This window comes from Nocardia amikacinitolerans (assembly GCF_900215415.1).
GTDB lineage: Bacteria > Actinomycetota > Actinomycetes > Mycobacteriales > Mycobacteriaceae > Nocardia > Nocardia amikacinitolerans.
On sequence record NZ_OBEG01000005.1, the window covers coordinates 23,414 to 50,305 of the forward strand.

The 26,892-nt window shown below is 69.7% G+C and carries 24 protein-coding genes; 12 read left to right on the forward strand and 12 right to left on the reverse strand.

Features of this window, described 5'->3' with window-relative positions; all coding sequences use genetic code 11:
• Positions 1–204: 204 nt before the first annotated feature.
• Entirely contained in the window at positions 205–849 is a 645-nt protein-coding gene (locus CRP45_RS22160; RefSeq protein ID WP_097246756.1) for a LysE family translocator, read from the reverse strand.
• Between the two features lie 338 nt (positions 850–1,187).
• Between CRP45_RS22160 and CRP45_RS22165 the strand changes: the two genes are divergently transcribed.
• The 4 genes from CRP45_RS22165 (at position 1,188) to CRP45_RS22180 (ending at position 5,712) form a co-directional block, all read left to right on the forward strand.
• Positions 1,188–2,846, forward strand: a complete 1,659-nt coding sequence (locus CRP45_RS22165) for a DNA repair helicase XPB (RefSeq protein WP_067790535.1) — start codon at positions 1,188–1,190, stop codon at positions 2,844–2,846.
• Positions 2,847–2,886: 40 nt separating this feature from the next.
• Entirely contained in the window at positions 2,887–3,555 is a 669-nt protein-coding gene (locus CRP45_RS22170; RefSeq protein WP_097246758.1) for a DUF3239 domain-containing protein, read from the forward strand.
• Positions 3,556–3,612: 57 nt separating this feature from the next.
• On the forward strand, positions 3,613–4,251 hold the full coding sequence (locus CRP45_RS22175) for a LysE family translocator (protein WP_097247170.1): 639 nt from the start codon (positions 3,613–3,615) through the stop codon (positions 4,249–4,251).
• A 69-nt stretch (positions 4,252–4,320) separates the two neighbouring features.
• Positions 4,321–5,712 carry a M1 family metallopeptidase gene (locus CRP45_RS22180; protein ID WP_097246759.1) on the forward strand — a complete coding sequence of 464 codons (1,392 nt, stop codon included), beginning with the start codon at positions 4,321–4,323 and terminating at the stop codon, positions 5,710–5,712.
• Positions 5,713–5,714: 2 nt separating this feature from the next.
• Here the strand turns inward: CRP45_RS22180 and CRP45_RS22185 are convergent, their stop codons facing one another.
• A complete protein-coding gene (locus CRP45_RS22185; protein ID WP_097246761.1) occupies positions 5,715–6,578 on the reverse strand; it encodes a hypothetical protein in 864 nt (287 codons plus the stop codon).
• 304 nt (positions 6,579–6,882) lie between these two features.
• Here CRP45_RS22185 and CRP45_RS22190 point away from each other — a divergent pair, with 304 nt between their 5' ends.
• Positions 6,883–7,410 carry an LppU/SCO3897 family protein gene (locus CRP45_RS22190; RefSeq protein WP_067790543.1) on the forward strand — a complete coding sequence of 176 codons (528 nt, stop codon included), beginning with the start codon at positions 6,883–6,885 and terminating at the stop codon, positions 7,408–7,410.
• Here the strand turns inward: CRP45_RS22190 and CRP45_RS22195 are convergent, their stop codons facing one another.
• On the reverse strand, positions 7,411–9,708 hold the full coding sequence (locus CRP45_RS22195; protein ID WP_097246762.1) for a helicase-associated domain-containing protein: 2,298 nt from the start codon (positions 9,706–9,708) through the stop codon (positions 7,411–7,413).
• Between the two features lie 226 nt (positions 9,709–9,934).
• Here CRP45_RS22195 and CRP45_RS22200 point away from each other — a divergent pair, with 226 nt between their 5' ends.
• Positions 9,935–10,123 (forward strand): hypothetical protein, encoded by a 189-nt coding sequence (locus tag CRP45_RS22200; protein WP_067790549.1) that lies wholly within the window; start codon positions 9,935–9,937, stop codon positions 10,121–10,123.
• Between the two features lie 145 nt (positions 10,124–10,268).
• Here CRP45_RS22200 and CRP45_RS22205 read toward each other — a convergent pair whose 3' ends face one another.
• The gene (locus CRP45_RS22205; RefSeq protein ID WP_097246764.1) at positions 10,269–10,898 is read right to left on the reverse strand and encodes a resuscitation-promoting factor Rpf1 domain-containing protein; all 630 of its coding nucleotides are present in this window, start codon (positions 10,896–10,898) and stop codon (positions 10,269–10,271) included.
• Positions 10,899–11,276: 378 nt separating this feature from the next.
• A complete protein-coding gene (locus CRP45_RS22210; RefSeq protein ID WP_067790554.1) occupies positions 11,277–11,519 on the reverse strand; it encodes a hypothetical protein in 243 nt (80 codons plus the stop codon).
• Between the two features lie 202 nt (positions 11,520–11,721).
• On the opposite strand from CRP45_RS22210, the gene CRP45_RS22215 reads away from it, so the two are divergent.
• On the forward strand, positions 11,722–12,147 hold the full coding sequence (locus tag CRP45_RS22215; RefSeq protein ID WP_067790557.1) for a cold-shock protein: 426 nt from the start codon (positions 11,722–11,724) through the stop codon (positions 12,145–12,147).
• A gap of 110 nt (positions 12,148–12,257) precedes the next feature.
• Here CRP45_RS22215 and CRP45_RS22220 read toward each other — a convergent pair whose 3' ends face one another.
• The 3 genes from CRP45_RS22220 to CRP45_RS22230 form a co-directional block, all read right to left on the reverse strand.
• Entirely contained in the window at positions 12,258–12,788 is a 531-nt protein-coding gene (locus CRP45_RS22220; RefSeq protein ID WP_067790560.1) for a DUF2771 domain-containing protein, read from the reverse strand.
• Positions 12,785–14,626, reverse strand: a complete 1,842-nt coding sequence (locus tag CRP45_RS22225; protein WP_097246765.1) for an MFS transporter — start codon at positions 14,624–14,626, stop codon at positions 12,785–12,787. Before CRP45_RS22225 ends, CRP45_RS22220 begins: the two co-directional genes overlap by 4 nt.
• Before the next feature lie 90 nt (positions 14,627–14,716).
• A complete protein-coding gene (locus tag CRP45_RS22230; protein ID WP_097246766.1) occupies positions 14,717–15,490 on the reverse strand; it encodes a glutaminyl-peptide cyclotransferase in 774 nt (257 codons plus the stop codon).
• Between the two features lie 17 nt (positions 15,491–15,507).
• On the opposite strand from CRP45_RS22230, the gene CRP45_RS34715 reads away from it, so the two are divergent.
• Positions 15,508–17,337, forward strand: a complete 1,830-nt coding sequence (locus tag CRP45_RS34715; RefSeq protein WP_245910329.1) for a DUF3027 domain-containing protein — start codon at positions 15,508–15,510, stop codon at positions 17,335–17,337.
• Positions 17,338–17,372: 35 nt separating this feature from the next.
• Complete coding sequence (locus CRP45_RS34720) at positions 17,373–20,606, forward strand: sacsin N-terminal ATP-binding-like domain-containing protein (RefSeq protein ID WP_245910384.1); 3,234 nt, start codon at positions 17,373–17,375, stop codon at positions 20,604–20,606.
• Here the strand turns inward: CRP45_RS34720 and CRP45_RS22250 are convergent.
• Positions 20,603–21,217, reverse strand: a complete 615-nt coding sequence (locus CRP45_RS22250) for a TetR/AcrR family transcriptional regulator (protein WP_245910330.1) — start codon at positions 21,215–21,217, stop codon at positions 20,603–20,605. The genes CRP45_RS34720 and CRP45_RS22250 overlap by 4 nt on opposite strands.
• A gap of 126 nt (positions 21,218–21,343) precedes the next feature.
• On the opposite strand from CRP45_RS22250, the gene CRP45_RS22255 reads away from it, so the two are divergent.
• Positions 21,344–23,392 (forward strand): neutral/alkaline ceramidase, encoded by a 2,049-nt coding sequence (locus tag CRP45_RS22255; protein WP_097246767.1) that lies wholly within the window; start codon positions 21,344–21,346, stop codon positions 23,390–23,392.
• Here the strand turns inward: CRP45_RS22255 and CRP45_RS22260 are convergent, their stop codons facing one another.
• Complete coding sequence (locus tag CRP45_RS22260) at positions 23,393–23,635, reverse strand: DUF2530 domain-containing protein (RefSeq protein WP_067785561.1); 243 nt, start codon at positions 23,633–23,635, stop codon at positions 23,393–23,395.
• A 27-nt stretch (positions 23,636–23,662) separates the two neighbouring features.
• Here CRP45_RS22260 and CRP45_RS22265 point away from each other — a divergent pair, with 27 nt between their 5' ends.
• Positions 23,663–24,136, forward strand: a complete 474-nt coding sequence (locus tag CRP45_RS22265) for a MarR family winged helix-turn-helix transcriptional regulator (protein WP_067785558.1) — start codon at positions 23,663–23,665, stop codon at positions 24,134–24,136.
• Between the two features lie 39 nt (positions 24,137–24,175).
• Here CRP45_RS22265 and CRP45_RS22270 read toward each other — a convergent pair whose 3' ends face one another.
• Together CRP45_RS22270 and CRP45_RS22275 are read right to left on the reverse strand one after the other, a co-directional pair.
• The gene (locus CRP45_RS22270; RefSeq protein WP_097246771.1) at positions 24,176–24,577 is read right to left on the reverse strand and encodes a YccF domain-containing protein; all 402 of its coding nucleotides are present in this window, start codon (positions 24,575–24,577) and stop codon (positions 24,176–24,178) included.
• Positions 24,578–24,698: 121 nt separating this feature from the next.
• Entirely contained in the window at positions 24,699–25,742 is a 1,044-nt protein-coding gene (locus tag CRP45_RS22275; protein WP_245910331.1) for a GNAT family N-acetyltransferase, read from the reverse strand.
• A gap of 338 nt (positions 25,743–26,080) precedes the next feature.
• Here CRP45_RS22275 and CRP45_RS22280 point away from each other — a divergent pair, with 338 nt between their 5' ends.
• Positions 26,081–26,884, forward strand: a complete 804-nt coding sequence (locus CRP45_RS22280) for a TrmH family RNA methyltransferase (RefSeq protein WP_179830972.1) — start codon at positions 26,081–26,083, stop codon at positions 26,882–26,884.
• The last annotated feature ends 8 nt before the right edge of the window (positions 26,885–26,892 follow it).

Sequence of the window (26,892 nt, forward strand, 5' to 3'; positions counted from 1 at the left end):
CCGCGACACCCGCCCACCGGCTCGCCCGGCGGACGCAAACCCGCCTGATGCCGGGCTCCGGCTTCTGCCGGAACGGACGCCAGGAAGGACCGACCCGGCACCGGGCTCGTCAGCGCCGGTCCGCGGAGGTGGCAGGACCGAGCCGACGTGACGGCCGGTGTGCGCCGCCGAGCCGTGCGAGTGGACTGCGAGCCCGAGCCGCCCTCAGGCCGGAACCGGGCGGGCGCGGTCGGTCGCGAGCAGTACCGCGATCGAACCGAGCATCGTGCCCATCACGTACCGCTGGGCGCGCAGCCACAGTGGACGGCCGGTGAGGAAGCCGGAGATGCTGCTCGCGGCGAGCACGATCAGCCCGTTCACGGTCAGCGCGACGGCGATCTGGATCGCGCCGAGGGACAGGCTCTGGAGCCAGACCAGACCCCGGTCGGGCGCGACGAACTGCGGGATCAGCGCGAGGTACATGATCGCGATCTTCGGATTGAGCAGGTTGGTGACCAGGCCCATGGTGAACAGCCGCCGAGCCGGATCGGCGGGCAGTTCCGACGGCGCGAAGACCGAGACACCGCCGGGGCGCAGCGCCTGCCAGGCCAGCCACAGCAGATACGCCGCACCCGCCAGCTTCACCGCGAGGTACAGCCCGGGCACCACCGCGAACACCGCGGTGATACCGGCCGTCGCGGCGGCGAGATACACGCCGAACCCGGCCGCCACCCCGGTCAGCGAGACCAGCCCGGCCCGCCGCCCTTGCGATACCGTGCGCGAAACCAAATACATCATGTTGGGCCCCGGAGTGAGCACCATGCCGAGCGCGGCCATCGCCACCCCGACAATCGCCGCCGTCTCGATCATGTCCTCGATCGTCGCCGACCCCGCCGTCCCCCGTCTCGGTCCACTTCGAGTCCGCTGGACCCCCACCGTGACCGGCGCAACGGAACAAAACGCCCGTGCCGGACGCTGGTATGTCGGGAGCCGAACCCGCCGCGCACCCACCGCGGCCTGCGGGTTGTCGGTGGCCTCGGGGAGAATGGGCCGAAGCAGGCGCAGGGACGGAGCACGTCCGTACTGGCAGGCGTACTTGTGCGGAGACGGCGCGCAAGCAGGCCCTGGCTTTTCCGTTGCGAGGCACTCACACGGAGAAGCACCCGATGTGCAGGTTCACCTGCCCCCGCCCGATACGAGGAGAGACTGTGACCGACGGTCCGCTGATCGTTCAGAGTGACAAGACGCTGCTGCTGGAGGTCGACCACGAGTTGGCCGACACGGCGCGTCAGGCCATCGCGCCGTTCGCCGAACTCGAGCGCGCGCCCGAGCACGTGCACACCTACCGGGTGACGCCGCTCGCGCTGTGGAACGCGCGCGCGGCCGGGCACGATGCCGAGCAGGTGGTCGACGCTCTGGTCAGCTACTCCAGGTACGCGGTGCCGCAGCCGCTGCTCGTCGACGTCGTCGACACCATGGCCAGGTACGGCAGGCTCCAGCTGGTGAAGCATCCCGCGCACGGGCTGACCCTGGTCAGCCTGGACCGCGCGGTGCTCGAAGAGGTGCTTCGGCACAAGAAGATCGCCCCGATGCTCGGCGCGCGCATCGATGACGACACCGTGGTGGTGCACCCGTCCGAGCGCGGCCGGATCAAGCAGATGCTGCTGAAGATCGGCTGGCCCGCCGAGGACCTGGCCGGATATGTCGACGGCGAGGCGCATCCGATCGAGCTGGATTACGTCGGCGGCCACTGGCACCTGCGCGACTACCAACAGATGGCGGCGGACTCGTTCTGGGCTGGCGGCTCGGGCGTCGTGGTGCTGCCGTGCGGCGCTGGCAAGACGATGGTCGGCGCCGCGGCGATGGCCAAGGCCAAGGCGACAACGCTGATCCTGGTGACCAATACCGTCGCGGGCAGGCAGTGGCGGCGCGAGCTGCTGGCCCGCACCTCGCTGACCGAGGACGAGATCGGCGAATACTCCGGCGAACGCAAGGAGATCCGGCCGGTCACCATCGCGACCTACCAGGTGATCACCCGCCGCACCAAGGGCGAATACAAGCACCTCGAGCTGTTCGACAGCCGCGACTGGGGCCTGGTCATCTACGACGAGGTGCACCTGCTTCCCGCGCCGGTCTTCCGGATGACCGCGGACCTGCAATCCCGGCGCAGGCTCGGCCTCACCGCCACGCTGGTGCGGGAGGACGGTCGCGAAGGCGACGTGTTCTCGCTGATCGGCCCGAAGCGCTACGACGCGCCGTGGAAGGACATCGAGGCGCAGGGCTGGATCGCCCCGGCCGACTGCATCGAGGTGCGGGTGACGCTCACCGACGCCGAACGCATGTCGTACGCGACCGCCGAGCCGGAGGAGCGCTACAAGCTGTGCTCGACCGCGCGCACCAAACTTCCCGTCGTGGAATCGATTCTGGCCAAACACAAGGACTCACCGAGCCTGGTGATCGGCGCGTATCTCGAGCAGCTCGACGAATTGGGCGAGCACTTGAACGCGCCGGTGATCCAGGGTTCGACGAAAACCAAAGAGCGCGAAGAGCTTTTCGACGCGTTCCGACGCGGTGAGATTCCGGTGCTCGTGGTGAGCAAAGTCGCGAATTTCTCCATCGATTTGCCGGAAGCCTCGGTGGCCGTGCAGGTGTCGGGCACTTTCGGTTCGCGCCAGGAGGAGGCGCAGCGGCTTGGCAGGCTGTTGCGTCCCAAGCACGACGGCGGCCAGGCGCACTTCTATTCGGTGGTGGCCCGCGACACGCTGGACGCCGAATACGCCGCGCACCGGCAGCGTTTTCTCGCCGAACAGGGGTATGCGTATCGCATTACGGATGCCGACGACTTGCTGGGTCCTGCCATTGGATAAGCGGAGGCAAATCCTCCGCAACGTGTGCTAGGAAAGAGACGTGCGACGCTTCGAATTCGCGGTGGACCGCAGGCACGCCCATGCGGTGAACGAAGTGTTCGCCGATCTGCGCCGGTTGCGCATCGTCGCGATCGCCGCCGCCGTCATCGCGGCCACCGTGACGGCCTATCTGATCTGGCTCAACCACCCGTGGTCCTATCTGCTCGCGGTCGCCTTCGCGCTCGGCGCGGTGACCGCGCTGTGGGTGGCGCTGTGGGCGCCACACCGGACGAGCATCGATCGTCTCTACGCCGACGGTGAACTCGTGCCCGCCGTGGTATCGGAGACCTATCCGACCGGCGTCGTGCTGCTCGCGCTCGTCGACGTGTCGAAGCCCGAGGCCACCGATCCGCGCTACGCCCTGGTGATCCGCAAGGTGCGCGATCTGCCGGGGCACGAGAAGCGCGCGGGCGAGCGGGTGCCGTCGGTGGCGATCCGCACCGACCGCGCGCCGCGCCAGGTGGGGGAGCGCTGGCAGTCGGTGAGCGCCATGCCGATCGCCTGGGGAACCAGGGACGACCGGGTCATCGCCCGGGCTCGCGCCGCCATCAGCGAGGTCGAATGGCGGCTGCTCACCGACAATCTCGCGCTCGCCGCGCAGGTGCGCCGCACCTCGGCCAAGCGCCTGCTGCTCGATCCGCAGCAGCTGCCGGACGATCTCGGCAACTGACCGCGCCGACGGCGGTCGACACGCCGCACGCCGTTCGCGGCGACTTACACTGCCGTGATGGTTCCCATGACCAACCTGTTGGCGTTCATGGCCGCAGCCACCCTCATCGTCGTGATCCCCGGCCCCGGTGTGCTCTTCACCGTCGGGCGGGCACTCGCCCTCGGCAGGCGGGCCGCGCTGATCTCCGCCGTCGGCCACTGCGCGGGCGTGCTGATCTGTCTGATCTTCGTCGCGATCGGGCTCGGCACTCTGCTCGCCGCGTCATCGCTCGCGCTCACCATCGTGAAGTTCGCCGGCGCGCTGTATCTCGTCTATCTGGGACTCCAGGCGATCCGGGAACGCAAGGCTTTGCGCGACGCGCTCGGCGCGAGCGTGGACACCGGCGCCGACGTCCGCGTCTTCCGGCAGAGCGTGCTCGTCGGGGTGACCAACCCGAAGGGCATCGTGTTCTTCTCCGCCGTGCTCCCGCATTTCGTCGATCCGGCGACCGGGTCGCTGCCCTTGCAGTTCGTCGTGCTCGGCACGGTGTTCCTTGCCATCGCGCTGGTGTCCGACAGCGCATGGGCGTTGCTGGCCGCCTCGGCCCGCAACTGGTTCGCCAAGTCGCCGCGTAGGCTCGAAGCCGTCGGCGGAGCGGGTGGCGCGATGATCGTCGGACTCGGCGCGTCGGTGGCACTCAGCGGCACGGCGGACTGAACCGGCTACCATCCACCTGCGCGGTACGCCGGTACCGGTGTGGGGTGCGGTGAGAGGGGCGGTAGTCGAATGAGGTTGTCCGGCTTGGTAAGTGCCGCGGTCGCCGCGGTTCTGCTGACGGCGGCGGGACCGGCGAACGCCGACCCGTTCGTCGGTGCGCCCGGGCTCGGCGATCCGTACTACCCCATGGACGGCAACGGCGGCTACGACGTCCGCCACTACGACGTCACCATCGATTACGACCCGCCGAGTCGCCAGCTCGACGGCAAGACCCGCATCGACGCCGTCGCGACGCAGGCGTTGCGCGCGTTCAATCTCGACTTCGCCGGGCCGCCCGTGCGGATGGTCTCGGTCAACAACCAGCCCGCCTCCTTCGATCGCAACGGCGAGCACGAACTCACCGTCACCCCGCTGCTGCCGATCCTGCCCGGCTTGCCGTTCACCGTGACCGTCGACTACGCGGGCGAGATGGGCAGCACCGTCGGCGAGGGCTGGACCTTCTCGCCGAGCGGCGGCGCGTTCGTCGCCGGTGAGCCGCACTCCGCGACCACCTGGTACCCGCTCAACGACACCCCGTTGGACAAGGCCACCTTCGCGCTGCACACGACAGTGCCCGCGGAGTGGGAGGTCGTGTCCAACGGACTGCGCACCCAGAACTCGGTGCAGGCCGACAAGCGCACGGTCAGCTGGGAATCGCGCGCCCCGGTCCTCGGCTACCTGACCACCGTCGCCATCGACCACTTCTCCTACCTCGAACAGCAGCGCGCCAACGGCATGCCGCTGCTGAGCGCCTTCGCTCCCGGCGCCGAGCACAACCGCGAGCTCGAGACGCGGCTGCCCGAGATCCTCGATTTCAGCGAGCAGCTCTTCGGCCCGTACCCGTTCGACGCGGCGGGCGGCATCTACGTCGACGCCGACATCGTGTTCTCGCTGGAGACCCAGACCCGCCCGATCTACGCGCCGTGGACCGATCTGCAGACCGTGGTGCACGAGATCGCGCACCAGTGGTGGGGTGACGCGGTGTCGGTGCGGCAGTGGTCCGACATCTGCCTCAACGAGTGCTTCGCCAGCTACACCGCCGACTACCTGTGGCCGGAGCGGATGGAAGGCAAAGACGTCGACGCCCAGTACCGCGAGACCATCGCGAAATGGTACGACGCGCAGACTTTCTGGGATATTCCGCTGGAAAATCCCGGTGCCGGTTTCGAATTCACGTCGGTCTACTACCGCGGCCCGCTGTTCCTGCACGCGCTGCGCAAGCAAGTCGGCGACGACGTATTCTTCGGCGCGCTCAGGGAATTCCTCGCCAAGCACGCCTACGGCAACGCCTCGATGCCCGAGTTCCGCGCTTTCGTGCAGTCGAAGACCGGGACGGATCTGCGCGGATTCTTCGACGCGTGGCTGAACCAGACCGCACCGCCCGCCGACGAATACCTCTTCCCCGGCGACCTGCGACTCTGAGCTCAGCTCTCCACACGCGCCTGCGCCCGCGCCACCCAGCGCCGCGCCCGATCGAGTTGTCGCTGCGCCGAACGCAACTCGTCCTGCGCGCCGCGTTCGGCGGTGCGGGCGAACTGTTTCTCCTGCTCGGCGTGTTCGAGCTCGGCGCGCAGCGCGGTGATCCGCTCCTCGATCTCGGTGCGCCGCGCCGCCGTCTCGTCGGCCGCCTGCTGCGCCGAATCCATTGCCGCGTCGGCTGATTCGAGCGCCGCGCGGGCGTCCTCCAGTTCCTGGAGAGCCTCCGCGTCGGGTTCGGGTTCCTCGGCCTTCGGCTTCTTGCCCTTCGGTTCTTTGCGCGCCTGCTTCTTCGCGGGCGCCGAACCCTTGCCGTCGATCGCGACCAGCTCCGGCCCGGCCGGACCGAATCCCTCGTAGCTCGCGGCGGTGGCCAGCGTGCCGGTGCGCACCTGATCGGCGACCTCCGGGTCGGCGAGGGCCGCCGTCAGGGTCTGGCCGACCTCGCGCAGCACGCCTTCGCTCACCGGTTTGCCCGCCTCGGCGGCCAGCGCCCCCGCCCGCCGGGACAGCGCGTTGACGACATGTTGCCGCTGCGTGGTCAGCGTGCGCAGCTGGTCGCCGGACAGTTCGCGCTGTGCCGTGCGCAGGGCATCACCGAGCCGTAGCAGTGCGTCCACCTCGTCGGGAACCGAGCGGGCGAGCAGGTTCACCGTCCACGCGGTGACCGTCGGTTTGCGCAGCTTGCCGATGGCGGCCGCGAGCTCCTTGTCGCCGGACTCCTTGGCCTCGGCGACCCGTGCGGCGCGCGCCGCGACGAACTCGGAGGGCTCCACTGCGTACAGGTCGCCTGCGACGTCCTCGAGCGTCATACTTGCCAAGCGTAACGACACGCCGTGCGCCGACGACAGAGTCGACGTATTGGACAAACGTCCATCAAGTGGACGATCTGTGGAAGGCATTGCCAGTGAACTACTTTGGTCTGCAAATGCTCGGTCAACTGCTCCCGCGTGTGCTGGGATTCGCCCTCCTCGGGATGTACGGCACCACCCTCTGAAGCCGCCACGGCGCCGAGCGGCGCCCAGCGCTGGACCGAGCTGATGCGGTCACCGCGATCGTGCGGGTATCCTCACCGCGTTCACGCCCGTGAACGTATTCGGTGAGAGAGGTTTTCCCGTGAAGTTCCCAGGAACGAGGCTGCTGGCACGTGTCGTGCTCGCCCTCCTGGCGGTGGCCGCCCTCGCGGTCGCGGTGACCGGCTGTTCGACGATCGACAACGCAACCAAGTCCGACGTGGCGAAGACGAAGGTCGGTGACTGCATCAACATCACCGACAACTCGCCCACCGCCACCGAGGGCGAGCCGATCGAGTGCTCCTCGCCCAAGGCCGTGTACAAGGTCCACCAGAGCTTCGACCAGAAGACCGAATGCGCGTCGAAGGAGTACACCAGCTACACCGAAGAGCTGGCAGGCGGCGGCACCGCGTTCCTGTGCCTCGCGCCGAACTTCGCGCAGGGCAGCTGCTACAACGACGTCGCCACCTCGCCCTACAAGTGGGTGGACTGCTCCTCGACCGAGGCGACCTTCAAGGTCATGCAGCGCGTCGACGGCCAGACCGACGAACTGCTCTGCGAGACCGCCACGGAGTTCATCACCGTCTCCGACCCGAAGACGCTGTTCTGCATCGGAAAGCCCAACAGCTGATCACTCCAGCAGCGCGACCGACGCGATCCGGTGCAACGTGAAGTGCCGGACCGCGCCCGTCACCGGATCCAGCGCGTCGAGCTGCCCGTTGCCGACCTTCAACGGCTCGACGACGCGCTGGGACGCGACGCCAGAGGCGTCGACGTAGCCGATGTTCACCGGCCGCCGCACCCGTGCCGCCAATTGCAGCAGCGCGAGTGTGGCGGCCGTGCTCGTTCTGGTGCCGTCCGTGCGCACCGACTGGCCGGAGCGCGCGCTCGCCGCCCGCTCGCCCGCCCTGAGCTCCGCGACGAGCAGCTCGAGCTGTTCGGTGCTCGGCGGCGACGGCCGGTAGGCCTGACGCGCGTTGGGCCGCACCGAGATACGCGCGCCGCGGGTGCGCAGATCCACGATCGCGCCCGCCGAATCCTCGCCTGCGGGCGCGAATCCCGCCGCGCGCAGCTGTTCGAGCACCTCGCCGAGCGGAGCCTGTGAGATCGCGACCGTCGGCGCGACCGCCCGTAGTGCGAGCGCGCCCGCGACCGGCGCCGCAAGCACCTGCGCCAGCAGGGTGGGGTCGTCGCTGCGCACGAACGACTGCGCCATGCCCGCGCGCAGCCTGCCGTGCCTGCGGGCCACGTCATCGATGAGATAGGTCAGCGCCTGCGGGATCGGCGTGCGCGAGTGCGTGGTGAACAGCGTATGCAGTTCGGCGGCCGTCAGCCCGGCGTCGAGCGCACGGCGCACCGAGTTCTCGCCGATGCGGTAAACCGTTGCCGCGCCTGCCGATTCGACGTCGGCGACGAGCGCGACCCGCTGCTGCAACTCGGGCGTCAGCGGACCGGGCGCGATCACCGTCAGGTCGGCCTGCACCAGGACGTGGTCGACCGGTGCGGGCAGCGCCTCCTCCATGGCGGCCTCGGCGTCGGCCGCGCTGGTCACCGCGCCGTGCAGCAGCGCGCGGCCGGGTGAGCCGAGCGCGCCGCGTCCGATGAGACCCACCTCGGACGCCTCGCGCACGGTGTTCTCGATCGCCTCGCGCCGGAAGTGCCTGCGCCAGCGCGGCTGTCGCCAAGCAAGGATGCGGCCGATATCGACGGGATCGAGCGCGCTGCCGGACGGGAACTCGGCGAGCAGTTCCAGAACGGCGCGCCGGTCCCGCGGCGCGGTCGGGGTGCGCAGCTCCAGGGAGAGCGCGGCAAGCGGTTTGTCGTTGGCGTCGCGCATGCCGATCATCCACGGCATCCGGTCCAGATCGAGCCACACCATGGCCAGTACGGTCCAGCGCCGCGCGGGGGGCCCGTCCAGCCAGGCGTCGGCGGCGGGCGTCGGGGCCCAGTAGTCGTCCACGGAGTCGAGATCCGGTGGCGGGTCCGGCTGGCCCTTCTCGATGAGCTTCGCGGCCGCGAGCAGTTCGACGAGCAGGCCCGCCCTGGTCTCGTCGATGCCGGTCTGCTTGGCGACTCGGCGCAGCTCCCGTACGCCGAGTCCGCCCGCGCGCAGTGCGGGTGCGGGCGTCTGGCCGAGCGCCTCCAGGATGTCGGCGCAGTGGCGCAGCAGCTCGCCCACCTCGCCCGCCGCGACGGCGTTGACGTCGGCGGGGGCGTACTTGGCGGGGTCCGGCTTCGGCGGCGTGAGCGCGTGTGGATGAGTGACCGGCTCGCGGCGCAACACCTGGCCGACCGTGATCGGCAGCTCCACGGTCTCGTCGTCGATCCGGTGCAACAGCCTGCGCGCGAGCAGCTGCTGAACCGGGCGGTCGGCGGGAGTGCCCGGCGCGGCGTCCCTGGTGCGGCCGCGCGGACCGGTGCTCGCCAGCTTCTCCAGCAGGGCGCGTTCGGCGGGGGAGATCGCGGCCAGCGCCGTGACGACCTCGGCTTCGGTGAGCGCGTCGGGCAGCTCGGTGGTGCTGCCGATCGGCCACGGCAGCGCCTCGGCCGCCGCGGCGACCAAATGCAGCTCGTCACCGTCGAGCCAGACCAGCGCGCGGGCGGTCAGCCGGTCGAGCGACTCCTCGATGGCGGCCTTGGTCGCGCGTCCTTTCAATTGCGCGTGCAGCGCCTTTCGGGTCAGCGGCGTGCCGTTGCCAGGGGCTCGCGAGGCGCTGTGCACGGCAAGCGTTTCCACGATGGCGAAGTCGAGGGTGTTCAGATCGTCGGTGGCGCGCAGCACCGACGCGCGCTGTTCGGCCCTGGCCGCGAGCACCGCCATCGAGGAAGGCAGCGGCACAGCGAGATCGGGCCGCAGCTGCAACAGCTGCACCAGCTGGTCGTCGCTGCGCGCCCCGAGCCACGCGGCAAGGGCACTGGTCAGAGTCATCCAATCCAGCCTAGTGCGATGCCAGGCCGCTCGCCGGGCCAGGACACTCTGTTCCATCGCAGATGCCGATATGCCCGACGCGGCGACAGATTTCGCACGGCCCGGGTAACTCACCGGGGACGGGCTGACGTCACCCTTGCCTCAACCGCCGGCCGCCAACGCTGCTCAGCCGCGCACCTAGGTCTGGCCTGAAACGCGGAGAGGCGGGGGAGCTAGCATGAGGGGCGTGGTGAACAAATCTAAGAAACCCTATGTCGACAACGGCTGGCCCCAGGTGGCCGATGGTGATCACGCGGTCACCGAGCTCTCGTCGACCCGTTCCGGTGGTCTGTCTCCCTACGGCGAGGACACCGAGTTTCCGATCCCGGCCGAGCAGTTGGCCTACGTGCATCCGCACACGGTGATCAACCGCTGACCTCGCCGATACGGCCGCAGGTACGAACAAGGCCCCCGCATCCACGTTGATGCGGGGGCCTTGTTCGTACTGCCGGACGGAGTCCGCCCACAGACCGCGCACGGCCGGAGCGAATGCGGAGGTACGCCTTGTTCGTACTCGAGACTCAGGAGGGCAGCAGGCCCTTGTTCGCCTCGTAGAAGTTCACGACCGCGGGGTCCAGCGTGACCCCGCTCGCCTTCGCGGCGTTGAAGAAATCGAGTGCGGGCTGCGGAATCTGCACGCCCTGCTGCTGCACCGCGGCGATCGCGCGGTCGACGGCCTGGAAGATCTCCTGGTTGGCGTCGGCGGCCTGGGCCTGCGGTGCGGACGGCTCGGGGTTCCAGCGCGGGGTCTCCACGGTGGCCGGAGCGGTGCGCGGCGTCGGGGCGCTCTTCAGCCCCAGCTTGGCCGAGCACGACGGCCAAGCGCCCCAGCCCTGCGAGGCCAGGACCTTTTCGGCGACGACGATCTGCTCTTCACGGGAGGCCTGGTTGGCGGTGGCCGCGAATTCCTGGCCGCCGTGCGAATTCCAGGTGCTCGGGGAGAACTGCAGGCCGCCCTGGAAACCGTTGCCGGTGTTGATGCCCCAGTTGCCGCCCGCTTCGCACTGTGCGAGGCGATCCCAGTCGGAGTCGGGAGCCGCGCTGGCGTTTCCAGCGAGGGCCACACCTGCGGTGCCGAAGATCGCGCCGGTGACGGCGACCTTGGCTACGGTGCGCCCGGTGGAGGTCGGCTTGCGATGGCGTCCACTCATATCGGGTGTCTTCCTCTCGTCCGCACCTGCGAGGTTTCGCTCGGGTTCGGACTGAGAGGTCGTCCGTCCCGCCCTCGCCCCTGTTTCCGTCGGGGTCCGGTACCCGCGGGGCGAGGTTCGGTGCGGCGGGCCGGTGGTGCCGGGTGTCCCGGCTGGGATAGACCGTACGTCGATCCGCGCGAAAAATCACTATTTGGTAACCGGCGTGTACGCGCGGGTCTCGGTGCGGTCTCGGCGGGCGCGGAGGCGTTTTCGCGCAGCTAGAGACGTGCGCCACGCCGTTGCTCCGGCATCGTTGCCGCTCCGTTACCTGCTCGTGATGTGACGAGGATCACACCTTGGAGTGGGTAACGAACCGGTCGGGTACCCGGTTCGAGGTCATCTGGACCGGCGGCCGGACCAGAGCGCGAACACCAGCGCGCAGAGGAATCCGACGGGCGCGAGCATCGCGAGCAGGTACAGCCACAGTCCCGGCTGGCCGTCGGTGAGGATCGGCGTCAGGAAGATCGCGATGATCGCCAGCAATCCGATCGCGAACAGAGCGAGCGCGAGCTTCAACAACCAATCTCCGGAGCGGCGCGGCGAGTCGCCCGACGGCGGCGGCGCGGAAGGGTTCGTCACCTCTCGACCGTAAAACTGATGTGCTTCGGTTATTGCCACCGGGGTAGACTCGATGACAATCGCGTCCTGCAGGCTTGTGGGGCGCGTTCTTTTCGCAAACTGACAGGAGCTGCGCCCGGCGGGAATTCGCCGTGCAGTTTCGAGCAGACGGATGTGCTCGGACCGACCGGGTCCGGGTGTCGATGATGAACGGGTGAGCGCAGTGCCGACCGGCAGGGTGAAGTGGTACGACGTCGAAAAGGGCTTCGGCTTCCTTTCCCAGGACGAGGGTGAGGACGTCTACGTCCGCTCGTCCGCGCTGCCCGACGGTGTCGAGGGCCTGAAGCCCGGGCAGCGCGTCGAATTCGGCATGGCCGCGGGTCGTCGCGGTCCGCAGGCGCTGAGCCTGAAGCTGCTCGAGTCGCCGCCGTCGGTGCGGCAGGGCCAGGATCGAGACCGCAACGCCCGCAAGGAACCCGCGGGTCCGCGCCGTACGCCCGACGAGCTGCACGGGATGGTCGAGGACATGATCACCCTGCTGGAGACGAAGGTGCAGCCGGACCTGCGCAAGGGCCGGTACCCGGATCGCAAGTCCGCGCGCACCATTTCCGAGGTCGTCCGGGCCGTCGCGCGCGAACTCGACCACTGATCGACACAGCGGACGTCGCCTGTCCGCGGTCGCGGTAGGCGGACGTACGCCCGCGCAGGCGATTTCGACCGATCCGCCGGGATGCCGTGTGCGCCCGGCGGATCGAGCGGTCAGGCCGTGCGGATCGACCAGGCGGCGTGCGGAACGGTTGTCTCCCTGCCGCTCTCGTCGATCGCGGGCACCGGCAGCTGCAATTCCACGCCGATGAGCCGGAGTTCGGGCAGCGGACGCGAATCGATGGTGAGCGCGAGCGCGTCGTCGGGATAGTCGTTGTGGCTGATGACCCGGTCCACGATGTCGCCGTTGGGCAGCGCGTAGACCAGCTGCGCCAGCCACGGCGCCTCCGCGATCGAGGACGGCAGCGACAGTTGCAGCGGATAGCCAGGGGGCACTTCGAGATCGACGGATTCGCCCTGGCGGCAATTGGACAGGTCGAGTTGCTCTTCGCCGACGATCCGGATGTCGCAGTACTGGTACGGCGGCACGGTCACCGTCCTGCCGTGCGCGTAGGCGGTGATCTCGGGGTCGTGCTCGGGCGCGTTGCGCACCGCCACCGTCACCACGACGACGACCGCCGCGACGACGAGTGTCAGCGCGACCGCGACCAGCGCCGCGACGGTGCGGCCAGAGAGCTTGTTCACCAGATCGGATCTCCCGTTTCTCGTTGGATGCCGTCGCCGTGCGGTTTCCGCGCCGCGGGCACTTCCTGTTCCGCGTGCTGCGGCCGGTTCCCGCCGAAGCCGGGCAACAGCGAATGGCCGCGGTAGCTGACGAAGGTCTGGATCAGTCCGAGCACGAGTATTCCCGAAACGACCGCGAAGCCCTTCCAGTAGTCGGTCGGCAGCAGCACACCCGCCGCGCCGCCGACCACCCAGCTCAGTTGCAGAACGGTCTCGGAGCGGCCGAAGCCGGAGGCGATCGACTCCGGCGGCAGATCGTCCTGGATCGACGCGTCCAGCGACACCTTCGCCAGCGCGCTCGCGCCCGCCGCGACCAAAGTCGCCACCGCCGCGCCGAGCAGGTTGTCGGCGAAGATCGCGAACACCGCGACGCCGGTGCACGCGGCGGTGCAGCCGAGCACGATGAGCGAGGGCCTGCCGAGCGCGAGACGGGCTCCGGTGGCGTTGCCGGTGAAGTTGCCGATCGCGGCCGCCGCGCCGACCACGCCGAGCATCGCGGCCTGTTGCACCGGCCGGTGCTCGGTCGCCTTGGCCACGAACGCCACGTAGAAGGTGAGGAAGCCGGTCAGCACGCGGATGGCGCTGTTGCCCCACAGCCCGGTGACGACGGCGCGCCCGAGCGGTTGCCTGCGTTTGCGCGCGGGCACGCTGGACTTCGCGCCCTCGCGCAGCACCTCGGTGTGCGCGTCGTCGCCGTGATAGCTCAGGGTCGCGGGCACCTCGCCCTCGGTCACCTCCACCCAGCGCGGGATGCGCAGGCTCAGATAGGTGCCGCCCGCCGCGATCAGGACGGCGAGCACGAGCGCGCCCGTGGACCCCGTGATCGCCGCGACGAGCGCCGCGACGGCGCCGGCGCCGATGGTGCCGCCGACCAGACCGAAGACGGTGAGCCGGGAGTTGGTGCGCACCAAGTCGATATCCGGTGGCAGCACGCGCGGTGTCACGGCGCTCTTGAGCACCGAGAACGACTTGCTGCCGATCATCATGCACAGCGCGAGCGGATAGAGCGCCCAGGTGTCGAACTGCAAGATCAGCACCACGGCGAGCACGGCGCGCGCGCCGAACGAGGTGGCGAGCGCGAGTCTGCGGCCGCGCTGCAAACGGTCCAGCAGCGGGCCGATCAGCGGCGCGATCACCGCGAACGGCGCGATGGTGATCAACAGGTACAGCGCGACCTTGGATTTGCTCTCGGCCGTGGCGCTGGCGAAGAACAGCGTGTTGGCCAGCGACACCGCGATCGCGGCGTCCAGCGCGAAGTTCGCCATGGTGGCGTAGGTCAGCGCGGTGAGGCCGGATTTGTCCGCGCCGTCCGCCTTGGCCGCGCGCTGGAAGGTGGCGATGCCCTTCTCGGTCAGCTCCCTGCCGCGCAGCGCGGCGACCCTGGTGACGGTCAGCTTGCGCGGTGTGCGCTGCCCGTTCGGCGGTGCGACCGGTTCCGGCTGCGCCGGTTCGGACGGCAGATCCGGCGCCTCGAAGCGTTTGGTGTCGGCGGGCGGCTGCGCGGGGACCTGCGGGAAGACGCGGCGCGAGGTCTTGCGTGTTGGCTCGTCGTCCGGCGCTCGGCGGCCGAGCCTGCGGGTCCGTCCGTTCGGATCGGGCTCCGGCGGCGGTTTGCGCAACGGGCCGAGCGGACCGCGCTGCGGTGCGTTTCGGCCGGGATCCAGCGGCGGCAGCGGCCTGCGCCGGGCGGGCGCGTTGGGCGGGGGATACCGGTCGTAGCCGGGATGCCGTTCGATCGGCGCCTCCTCGCCATCCCATGGACCACGCTCGGGACCGAAGGGATCGCGCGGAGTAGTCACCCCTCAATTCTGGCGTACTACGGCGACAGGAACGCACGGGCGCTCCACCTTGCGGGGCAGAAGTGACGTTCCTCGCGTCCGCGTTTGGACTCAGGCGGGCACGAATCGGACCTCGAACACGGTCGGCCAGTACTTCCCGGTGATCAGGAAGCGGTCGGTGCCGGGCAGCTGGGCGATGCCGTTGAGCACGTCGGCATCGGCGCGCTGCTCGCGGGTGAGCAGGTCGGCGGCGTCGGCGACGCCGAGCACTTCGCCGGTGTCCGGGTCGATGCGCAGGATCCGGTTCGTCGGGTAGTCGTTGGCGTAGACCGAACCGTCCGCTGCGCAATCGAGCTCGTTCAGGTGCGCGCCCCTGCGGTTCTTCAAGGTCACCGAACCGGTGGGGGCGAAGGTGGCCGGGTCGCGGAAGGTCAGCGTGTTCGAGCCGTCGCTCATGATCAACCGCCCGTTCCGCGCGCACAGTCCCCAGCCCTCGCCCTGGTACGCGGCCTCGGCCCGGGTTTCCAGGGTGACCGGGTCGCGCGCGAAGGCGGTGCCGTCCTGCCAGGTGAGCTGCCACAGCGTGTCGCCCGCCCTGGCGATGCCCTCGCCGAAATACGGGTCGGGGAGGTCGGCGCGGGCCAGTTCCGCGCCGGTCCGCAGATCCGTCGCGCGCACGGTGGAGCGACCGCGCAGTCCGGTGCCTTCGTAGAGGACGTCGCCGTGCACCTCGAGGCCCTGGGTGAAGGCTTCCGTATCGTGCGGCCGGGTGCCGACGACCTCGATCCGCAGCCGCGGCGGATCCGGCTCGTCGGCCGCGCAACCGCACGTCGCGAGCAGACCGACCAGCACACCGATGGCCAACGCACGCCGATTCCGCTCCATACGGCAAAATGTAGGCCGTGAGCGCAGTATCTGTTTCGGAGCCCGACGTCCGGCCGGTCCTTGCCGAAGCCGCGGACCTGGCCCGCCGTGCGCTCCTGGAGTTGGAGCCCTCCGCCGTCGGCGCGCACCTAGGTGTCAGCGTCGAGGACGAGACCGCGGCGACCCACCGTTTCGAGGCCACCCTGCCCGGCTATCGCGGCTGGCAGTGGGCGGTCGTCGTGGCGGCCCCGCCCGGCGCGGACCGTGCGACGGTCAGCGAGTCGGCGCTGCTGCCCGGACCGGACGCCTTGGTCGCGCCCGAATTCGTGCCGTGGGAGCAGCGGATCCGCCCGGGCGATCTCGCGCCCGGCGACCTGCTCGCCCCGCCGCAGGACGACCCCCGCCTTGTGCCCGGCTACATGGCCAGCGGCGACCCGGAGGTCGACGAGGTCGCGCTGGAGATCGGCCTCGGCCGCACCAAGGTGCTGAGCGAGGAAGGCCGTATCGAGGCCGCCGAACGCTGGTACTCCGAATACGGCCCCGACACCGAGATGGCCAAGGCCGCGCCATCCACCTGCGGCAAGTGCGGCTTCTACCTCCCGCTCGCGGGCGCGCTGCGCGCCGCTTTCGGCGTCTGCGGCAACGCGATGGGCGCGGACGGACACGTGGTGCACGTCGAATACGGCTGCGGCGCGCACTCCGACGTCGTCGCACCGACGGGTGGCGGTTCGCCGCTCTACGAGGCCTACGACGACGCGGCGTTCGATGTGATCCCGCCGGAGGAGTTGCGCAAGGGTGCGGAGCGGTCCGCCGCCGAAGAGGTTGCGGGCGATGGAGTTTCCGTTGCCGTGGAGACGGCCGACGCGTCGGTTCCCGCTGGGGAAGTGAGCGCAGATGGCGCCGCGTCGGCGGTGGAGACGGTCGCCGTGACCGAGGACAGCGCGGTGCTCGCTGACCTCGCTCCGTCGGCGCCGGATGCGGCCGAGGCGGCCACTGCCGACGTGAGCGATGAAGTCGTCCAATCGGTGCCGGAAGCCGTTGTCGCCGAGGAGGGCGGCGCGGGCGCTGCTATCGCCCCGTCGGTGCCGGAGACTGCCGCCGCGCAGGAGAATGGCGCCGCCGATGTGCGTGCTGAGATCGCCCCGTCGGAACCGGAGGCCGTCGCCGCTGAGGCGGGCGCTGGCGAGGTGGCCCCGTCGGCCGATGCCGGCGAGCCGGGAGTCGATACCGCGGACGCTGTACAGGTGGAAGCGACCGGTACCGAGGCCGCGCCGACCGAAACGGCTTCGACCGCAACCGAGTTGAGCACCGCCGATGCCGCCGTGAGCGCCGATGCCGCGGTCAGCGGTGGCGAGCAGGCGGATGTCGAAGGCGAGGCCGTGAGCGGCGCTGCCGGTATCGAGCAGGCGGAGACGGACGAAGTCGCCGAAGCTGCCGCGGCCGAGGCACAGCCGGAGGCGATTGCCGACTCGACGGCGGTCGAGGCAGCCGTCGCCGATGCGGTCGATGCCGAAAAGGGTTCGGAGCTGGGCGGTTCTGGCGTCCGCGACAGCGCGGGCACGGAGTCCGCCGATGCCGCTTCGGTAGCCTCCGCGCCTGCGTCCGACGCACTGGAAGCTTTGACGCCGAGCGCCGCCGAGTCGGTCACCGACGCGGCGGAGGGCGAGACCGAAGCCGCTGCGAGCGATGTTGCGCCTGAGCGGGCCTCGGCGACCGGTGCTGCGGAGCCATCGACGTCGGGCGATCTCGTCGGCGTGGACGATGCTGTGGCCGAGGGCGAGACCGAGGCGGCTGCGAGCGATATTGCCGCCGAGCCGGGTTCGGCGACCGACGAGGGACCGGAGTCCGGGTCATCGCCGCGGAACTGACGGGCTCGGCCGCCGACCCGTTCGGCACCGAGGGGCTGCGTGCCGCCGTCCTCGCTTCCTGGCGTGATTCGCCGACCCGGCTGCGGGAGGATGCCGCTACCGAGGCGGATCTGGTCCGGGCCGGTTATCGCGATCGCCTGCTGACCGAGTTGGCGCAGAACGCCGCCGATGCGGCGGCCAAAGCGGGTGTCGCAGGGCGGATCTCCGTCCGGCTGGACGGTCGCACGCTGTACATCGCGAACACCGGTGCGCCCCTGGACCTTTCCGGCGTCCACGCGCTCACCGCGCTGCGCGCTTCCGGGAAGGCCGAGCCGACCTCCGTCGGCCGGTTCGGCGTCGGCTTCACCGCCGTGCTCGCCGTGAGCGACGACATCGAATTCCGTTCCACCACCGGGTCGCTGCGCTTCTCCCGCGCCAGGACACGCGAGGCGCTGCGCGAGCACGTCGCGGATCACCATCGTCCGGCTGATGTACCGCACAACCTTCCGGCCGATTCGCCGCACAACCCTCCGGCTGCTGGGCCGATCGACCATTCGGCCAATGCGCCGTACAACTATTCGGCCGACGCGCCGGGCAACGCGGTTCCGAACGACGCCGCGCTTACCTTCCAGCCTCCGGTCCTCCGGTTGACCTGGCCGCTAGATGCCCGTCCCGCACCGGACTTCGACACCGAAGTCGTGTTGCGCCTGCGCGACGACATCGACGCCGACGCATTGCTCGCCACCATGCGGGGAGAGGCCGCGGATCTGCTCCTGGAACTGCCCGCCCTGCAATCCATTCGGATCGGCGACGCCGAGTTCGCCTCCGCCGTGCGCGAACTCGGCGATGGCCTCCAGGAACTACAGGTGACAGGTCCGGATGATCGCCGCCGGACGTGGTGGCAGTTCCGCACCGCCCGCGCGAGATGGCTGCTCCCACTGCGCGACGGCAAGCCCCACGCCGCACCGCACGACGTCCTTCGCGCACCGACGCGCTCCGACGAGGAACTGTCCCTCCCGGCCCTGCTGATCGCCGACATTTCGATGCAACCGGACCGGCGCCGCCTGCTACCCGGCGCCCGCGTCGCCGAACTGGCCTCCGGTTATGCCGATTTCGCACGAGCCCTGCCCCCGACCGATCGCCTCGTCCTGGTCCCGACACCGGGTTTCGCCCGCAGCGAGGTCGACGGCCTGCTCCGCGAGGCACTGATCCGCGAATTGCAAACCCACTCTTGGCTTCCGGTTGTCGGCACACCCTCGGCCCCCAGCCCGGCCGCCGAGCCCAGCCTCGTCGCTGAGCCCAGCCCCTTTGCCAAGCCGCGATTCGACGCCGCTGACGTCCTCGATGCACCCGGCTCGGCCGCTGAATCCAGCCCCGCCGCCGAGCCGCGACTGGACGCGGCTCCCGGCGTCGGCGTCGATTCCGGCTTTGGTGCCGAGCCGCGACTGGACGCCGCCCCCGGCGTCGTCGCCGAGTTCGGCCCCGATGCCGAATTCGCCCTCCATCCCACCGCTGTACCGAGCCCCATGGCCGCCCCCGGCGCCGAGGCCAGTTCCGTGGGCGGGTCGAGGTCCGAGGCCGGGCTCGGGACCGAGCCGGTCCACGGCACTCCTCGCCCAAGCGCGCCGCCCACCGCGGTCCCCACTCGCGCGAGCGTCTTCCCCGATCTCACAACGGAATTGGCCGACCTCCTCGACGACATCGTCGGCCCCTTGGTCATCCCCGAACTCTCGACCCGCGCCCACACCGAGGCCCTCGCGGTCCTCGACGTGCACCGCCTCGGCCTCGCGCGGCTCGCCGAACTCTCCGGTGGTGTGGAGCGCCCGCCCGCTTGGTGGCGGGATTGGTACGCGGCGTTGGAGCCGTTCGTCGTCGACCCGCTGTCGGCCGAAGAGCTCGGCGCCCTGGCTGTTCCGCTGGCCGACGGCCGCTTGGTGACCGGTCCGCGCACGGTCGTGCTCGACGACATGCTCGAAGTCGCCATCCCGCTGCACTGGGCGCGCCTGGTGCATCCGGAGGCCGCGCACCCGCTGCTGTCCAGGCTCGGCGCCCGCGCGGCCACCGCGGCCGACCTGCTCGCCGATCCTGCGCTGCAAGCGGATCTGGAAGACCACCCCGACGATCCCGACTTGGTCGACGCGGTGCTCCGTTTGGCCGCGTACGCCGATCCGGACGCGCTGCCGCCCTGGCTGGGCTCGATCGAATTGCCGGACACCACGGGCGAATTGCTGCCCGCCGACGAACTGCTGCTGCCCGAGGCGCCGCTGTACGCGCTGCTCGTCGAGGACGCGCCGCTCGGCACCGTCGCCAAGGAGATCGTGGACGAGTACGGCGCGCAGGCGCTGCGTGCCGTTGGCGTCGGCTGGGATTTCGGCGTCGTCTCAGAGTCCGACCCGACCGGCCCCGATCATCATCTGGACGACGAAGAGTCCTGGTGGGCGAGCCTGCCCGAGGAGCCCGCCGAGTTCGCGGCCGTTCGCGACCTGGACCTGATCGACGACATCGCCTGGCCGGACGCACTGCACCAGCTGCTCGCCGAACCCAAGACCAGACGCCTGCTCGCCGACCCGGACGGCTACACCGCGTGGTGGCTGCGCAGGCACGCCCGCCTCGACGGAATCCCGCTCGGCCACCATCTCCCTCCCGGCGACACCGAATTCGCCGGGCTGCTCCCACAATTCGCGGTTCCCGGCCTGAGCCACGCCGACCTGGACGTGCTGCGTTCCGTCCTGGCGGATCCGGACCGAATCACACCGGACCTCGCCGAGGCGCTGCTCTCCGCATTGGCCGACCCCGCGAACAACCCTGAGCTGCAGATCGTTTCGCGCACGCACCGCCACCTGGCCGCAGCGGCGTCCCGCCTGGACCTCACCGAGCTGGAGCTGCCGGAACGGGTGCGCGCACTGTCCGGCGATGTGGTGCCCGCCGCCGACGCGATGGTGCTCGACCTGCCCTGGTTCGGTCTCGCCATGCCGCCGGAGCGCCTAGTGCTCGGCGACGAAGAGACCGCACCGAGCCTCGCGACCCTGCTCGACCTCCCCTTGGTCTCGGAATCGGTGACCGCCGAGGTGCTGGGTACCGGCCACCGCACGTCCTGGTCCGCCGAGCCGCTGGGAGTCGTCCTGCGCCAACTGTTCTCGCTCGCGCCGCAGCATGGCGAACTGGTGCTGCACGAGGACCTGCGTGTGCGGCTCTCGGGCGCGGTGACGGGCATCGTGTCGGTGCCCTGGTGGCGAGTGGGGACCGAGACGCACATCCGCGTCCCGAGCGTCGTCGACGCGAGCGATTAGGTCGCGTACCCCGCGAGCATCTCGCTCAGCAGATCGAGCTGCGCCCGCACCGCCTCGCTGTCGTTGTCGACCAGCCAGCGCAGCACGACGCCGTCGATCACATTGAGGGTGAACCGGCTCAGCGTCTGCACCGGCACCGACCACTCGGTGGCCGTGGCGTCGCGGGCGTGATCGAGAATGTCGGCGACCGTGGAGTCGTTGAAGGCGTACTGTTCGCGCGCGATCGCGAGTTTCTTCGGGGTCTGTTCGCCTTCGCGCAACGCATAAGTGGTTGTTTCGTAGGTGAGCAGTTGTCGTTCCGGTGTGGCTTCGATGTTCAGCCACATCAGTTCGAGTCCCGCGCGCACCAATTTTTGAAGCGCTTCTTTTCCACTTTCGACGTCTTGCCAAACTGTTTCATTGGCGTCGACGGAATCGCGTAATTCCATCGACAACGCCTTGACCAGCTCGGTCATCAGCGCGTCCTTATTTTCGAAACAGTAATGCACCACACCGAGCGAGACACCGGCTGCTTGAGCCACATCGCGCGTGGTCACACCGGCCACGCCCTTTTTTTCGGCAAGGCCGATAGCGGCCTCGATAAGGTGGGCCCGTCGTTCTTCGACGCTCAATCGGGAGGACACTCCAGCGAGTTAAGCGCTCGCGGCGCGTGCAGTCAATTCGCGCCGCCGAAAAATTTGGACTGGACGTGCGTCCAGTTGTGTGGTTCGCTGCCAAACGGAAGAAGGGAGGCTCCGATGCCGGTGTCACGCAGGACGGTTCTCGCTCGAACCGCGGTGGGTTCGGCCGCGCTCGCCGCTGCCACGACCGTCGGATCGGGACCGACGGGTCTCGGCGCCCGCGCCGTCGCCGCCCCGGACTCGGGCTATCAGGTGGGCGTCGGCATCTCCGACATCACCGGCCCCGCCGCCGAGTGCGGGATGATGGGCTACTCCCAGCTGGAGCAGACCACCGCGGGCATCCACCTGCGCCCGAGGGCGCGCGCCTACGTGATCGCCGCGGGCGGGCGGCGGGTCGTCTTCGTCGTCGCCGAGAACGGCATGATCTTCCAGTCGGTGCACCGCGGCGTGCTGCTCGAGCTGGCCCGCCGGTTCGGCGATCTCTACACCGAGCAGAACGTGCTGCTCACCTCCACCCACTCGCACGCGACCTGCGGCGGCTCGAGTCACGACTACGCCTACAACCTGTCCATCCTCGGTTTTCAGCAGCAGGTGTACGACGCCGAGGTGAACGGGATCGTGGAGGCCATCGAGGCCGCGCACGCCGATCTCGGGCCCGCGTCGCTCGCGCTCGGCCGCGCGGAACTGCACGACGCCAGCGTCAACCGCTCGCGCGTCGCGTTCGATCGCAACCCGGCCGCCGACCGCGCCCACTTCCCCGACGCCATCGACCCTTCGGTGACCGCGCTCTCGATTACCAAGGGCGGCAAGCGGATCGGCGCGATCACCTGGTTCGCGACGCACAACACGTCGATGACCAACAAGAACCGGTTGATCAGCGGCGACAACAAGGGTTACGCCTCCTTCGCCCACGAACACACCGACCACGGCGTCCGATACCTCGACGGCGCACCGGATTTCGTGTCCGCCTTCGCCCAGACCAACGCGGGCGACATGTCGCCGAACCTGAATCTGCGCCCCGGATCAGGGCCGACCGAAGACGAGTTCGAGAACACCCGGATCATCGGTGAACGCCAATACGGCGCCGCCGAGAACGCTCTGAACGCGGCGCGCTCGATGAGCGGACCCGTCGACTCCCTGCTCTGCTACATCGACTTGGCGAACATCGCGGTCGATGGGCGATTCACCCCGGACGGTCAGCCGCGGCACACCGCGCCGGCCGCCGCGGGCGTCTCGCTGATCGCGGGCAGCGTCGAGGACGGTCCCGGTCTGCCAGGCGGCCCGATTCCGGAAGGCGTACGCAACCCGTTCCTCGGCGCGCTCGGCGATCCGAGCCAGCCCGCGCCGGCCTGGCTCGCGGATGCCCAGGCGCCCAAGGCGATTGCCGTGCCGCTTGGTCTGCTTCCGCCGGTGCCGTGGGTGCCGAGCGTGGTGCCGATCCAGCTGATGCGCATCGGCGAGCTGTACTTGGCCGCCGCCGGTGGCGAATTCACCATCGTGTCCGGGCTTCGGGTGCGCAGGACCGTTGCGGAGGCGCTCGGCGTCGACGTGGAACAGGTGCTCCTCCAGGGGTACGCCAACTCCTACCACGAATACGTCACCACCCCGGAGGAATACGACGCCCAACAGTACGAGGGCGCCTCGACGCTCTACGGCCGCTACACGTTGCCCGCATACCAGCAGGAATTCCACCGTCTGGCAACGGCTTTGGCGACCGGAGCGACCGTCGCGCGCGGCCCAGCGCCCCGTGACGTGTCGAACCTCCAGCCGAACTTCGTGCCGGCCCCGGGTCCGGACGCCACTCCGCCGGGCCGTGGCTTCGGCGATGTGCTGACCCAGCCCGCCTCCTGCTCCCGCGGCGAACGCGTTGTGGCCGAGTTCGTTTCGGCCCATCCGAAGCACAACCCGCGCCGCAACGGCACCTTCTTGGAAGTGCAGCGCAGCACCGGCACCGGCTGGGTGCGCGTCGCCAACGAGGGAGAGTGGGCGGTGCGGTATCACTGGAGCAAGCGCGGTTCCGCCGAATCGGTGGCCCGGTTCACCTGGGACGTCCCCGCCGACGCGGAGCCTGGGCAGTACCGGTTCGTGCACTTCGCCGACAGTCTCGGCACCGACGGCGCGCTGCGCCCCTTCACCGGGGTGAGCGCGGAATTCCAGGTGAGCTGATCACCGCAGACCGGTCTGCGCGCCCTTGTCGCCGCGCCGGGCGCCGCGGCGCTGGATCAGGAAGATGGTCGAGCCGATCAGGCCGACCACCAGGCCCATCAGACAGACGGGAAGCGCCGACTCCCAGCTCTCGGGTCCGGCCAACACGACGAGGGTGGCGATCACCCACAGCGCGCTGCCGACGGCGAGCACCGGCCGCGGATCGGTCAGCCGCGGCGGGATCTCCGGCACTTTCTGGGTCACGGGCTCAGCGTAGCGGCGGGAACCGGCATGCCGCACCCAGCGGGTCCCGTATCGTTTGCCACTGTGACAACGTCATCGGATGTGCGAGCCCTCGCCGGTGAACTCTCGCTGGCGGTGGTTCGGCTGACGCGACATCTGCGTGGGCGCCGCACCGACTCACAGATCTCGCTGACCCAGCTCTCCGCCCTCGCCACCTTGGCGCGCGAGGGCGCGATGACGCCCGGTGCGCTTGCCGCCAAGGAGCGGGTGCAGCCGCCGTCGATGACCAGGGTGATCGCGTCGCTGACCGATCTGAAGCTGGTGGAGCGCAAGCCGCACCCCACCGACGGCCGCCAAATCATCGTCTCCCTCTCGGAATCCGGCCGGGCGCTGATCGCCGACGAGGCCAGCGCCCGTGAAGCCTGGATGACCGAACAGCTCGCCACCCTCACCGACGACCAGCTCGAGATCCTCAACCGAGCCGTCGCCATCATGAAGCAGATCGTCTCCGAATCGGAGTAGACCCCGGCGCACGGCTTTCCGCGAGCGGAAAGTGCGTTCCTACCTGGCGGCGAACGGCTGGTCGCTGTCGACGATCTCGCGCCCGAGGGGGAACAGCGAGAGCGGGATGAACTTCAGGTTCGCCCAGCCGAAGGGGATGCCGATGATCGAAAGGAACAGCGGGATGCTGGTCAGCAGGTGGCCGAGAGCCAGCCACCAGCCCGCCACGATGAACCAGATGATGTTGCCGATCAGCGACCCAGCGCCCGCGCTTGCCTTCTCCACCGTCGTGCGGCCGAACGGCCACAGCACGTAGGCCGCGATGCGGAACGAGGCGATGCCGAACGGGATCGTGATGATCAGGATGCAGCAGATGATCCCGGCCAGGATGTAGCCGAGCGCCATCCAGAACCCGGCGAAGATGAGCCAGATGATGTTGAGGATCAGCTGAAGCGGCTTCATATCTCCAGGATGCCAGCCCGCGCCCGGCCGCGGGGAAGTTCGCCGCCGGGCGCGTCGATCGGCGGAACCGGCCCGCGTCGATCGGCGGAACCGCCCCTTCGCCGAAAGAACCCTCCTCGGATCAGAAGAACCAGCCCAGCACCGCGTCCCGATCGGCGCCGAACGCGTCCTCCAGCGCGCGCAGCTTGCCGGAATCCTTGGCCTGCAGCCGGTTCGCCGCGGCGAACGCGCGCGCCGGGTACGCGCCGAGGTACATGCTGCCGAGCACGTCGATGCCCAGTTCGATGTCGGCGGCGCGTTCGGTGGGCGCACACTCGGCGCGGCCGTCCCGCACGGTGAGCGCGAAAGTTCCGCCCGCCCCGCGGAACGGATCGGCGACGGCCAGGACGACGTCGAGATCGGTCCGATAGTCGCGTGCCATGAGGGCGGCGGGCACGTCCATGAGCCGCAGCCAGAGACCGTCGTAGCGGGCGGTGGTGCGGACCAGTCGCGGGTCGGTCAGCAGGTAGGGGAGCGGGTCGTTGTCGCTGAGCTCCGCCGTGATCCGGGTGACCAGGTCCAGACCGAACAGCGCGCGCCACAGCGCGGCGTGCGCGTCGGCGGTGACCGACCGCATCTCGACGATCTCGACGGTCATCTCCCTTGCTTCGTAGTGGTAGCGGTACAGCGCGTAGCCGTCGGGGTGCAGCAGCGTGAACAGGTCGGAGCCGCCGCGGCGGAACCGTTCCGGATCGGCGAACAAGTTGCCCCACGACGCGTCCGGTCGCACCTGCGCGCCGGGCGTCAGCCTGCGCCAGCGGTCGTAGATCTCGCGGACCCGATCGGTGACATCCGCCAGCATGACGAGTTCGACGCCGCCGGGATTCGGTGTGGTGGGCAGGAACTCGGCGAACCTACGGTCGATGGTGACCGCGTTCTGCCGCACCGCGGGGCCGTAGCCGAACCGACCGTAGATGCCGCCCTCGCTGGCCGTGAAGATGGTCAGCGGCAGACCCTGCGCCTCGGTGCGCCGGTGCTGTTCGATGTACATCGCGCGCAGAATCCCACGCCTGCGGTGCGTCGGCGCCACCCCGACCCCCGCGATACCGCGGGCCTGCACCGTCCGCTCGCCCGGCACCGTCAGGATCATCTCCCCGCGACCGCACATGCCCGACGACGCGATCACCGTCCACCGCCACGATCGAGTCCAACGGCGCGAACAACTGGGCCGCCCGCTCCAGCCACGCTTCGTCCGACCGAGTCCCGAACGAGGTCTCGACGAGCAATCGAATCCCCGCGGCATCCGCCTCGGTCGCCGATCGAATGGTGATGCCGGATACGAGCGTCATGGGCAGATCATCCCATGAATGAACAACACCGCGCATCGGAATTTTCTGCGCCACTACGCCGGTCCGCGACCCGGGTACGCGAGCCATGATCACCTCCACCTCGGCGGCGCTGTAACCGCGAACGTTCGCAGGTGGCGGTTTCTGATCGGCGTGCGCGGGCGGGCAGGATATGGCGGTGGCCGAAGTGATCGATATCGATGATCCCAGCGATTCCCGGGTCGACGATTTTCGCGACCTGGCGTCGGCGGATCGGCGGCCCGACCTGCCGGGACGCAAGGGGCTGGTGATCGCCGAGGGCGTGGTGGTCGTTCAGCGGATGCTGGATTCGCGTTTTCGGCCGAGCGCGCTGATGGGGGTCGCCCGCCGCTACGAGCAGTTGGCCGAGGATCTGGCCGAGGTCGACGTGCCGTTCTACCGTGCTACCGCCGAGGTGATGGCGGAGGTCGTCGGGTTCCATCTCAATCGCGGGGTGCTCGCCGTGGCGCGGCGGCCCGCCGAGCTGACGCTGGACGAGGTGACCGAGGGCGCGCGAACCGTCGCCGTGCTGGAGGGCGTCAACGACCACGAGAATCTGGGATCGATGTTCCGCAACGCGGCGGGGCTGGGGGCCGAGGCGATCCTGTTCGGGGATCGGTGCGCCGATCCGCTGTACCGGCGCGCGGTCCGGGTGTCGATGGGGCATGTCCTCCGGGTGCCGTTCGCATCGGTGCCGGACTGGCCGAACGGCCTGGAACTTCTGCGGCGCAAAGGCTTTCAGATCATCGCGCTGACACCGAACCCCGCGGCGCCGAATCTGGCCGCGGCGATGACGGGCAAGCGGGTCGCCCTGCTGCTCGGCGCGGAGGGGCCCGGCCTCACGGAGGAGGCGATGCGGGCGACCGACGTCCGCGCGCGCATTCCGATGTCGCCTGGCACCGATTCGCTGAATGTGGCCACGGCCGCGGCCATGGCGTTCTATGAACGAGTGAGAACGTCGTGAGGGGCGAG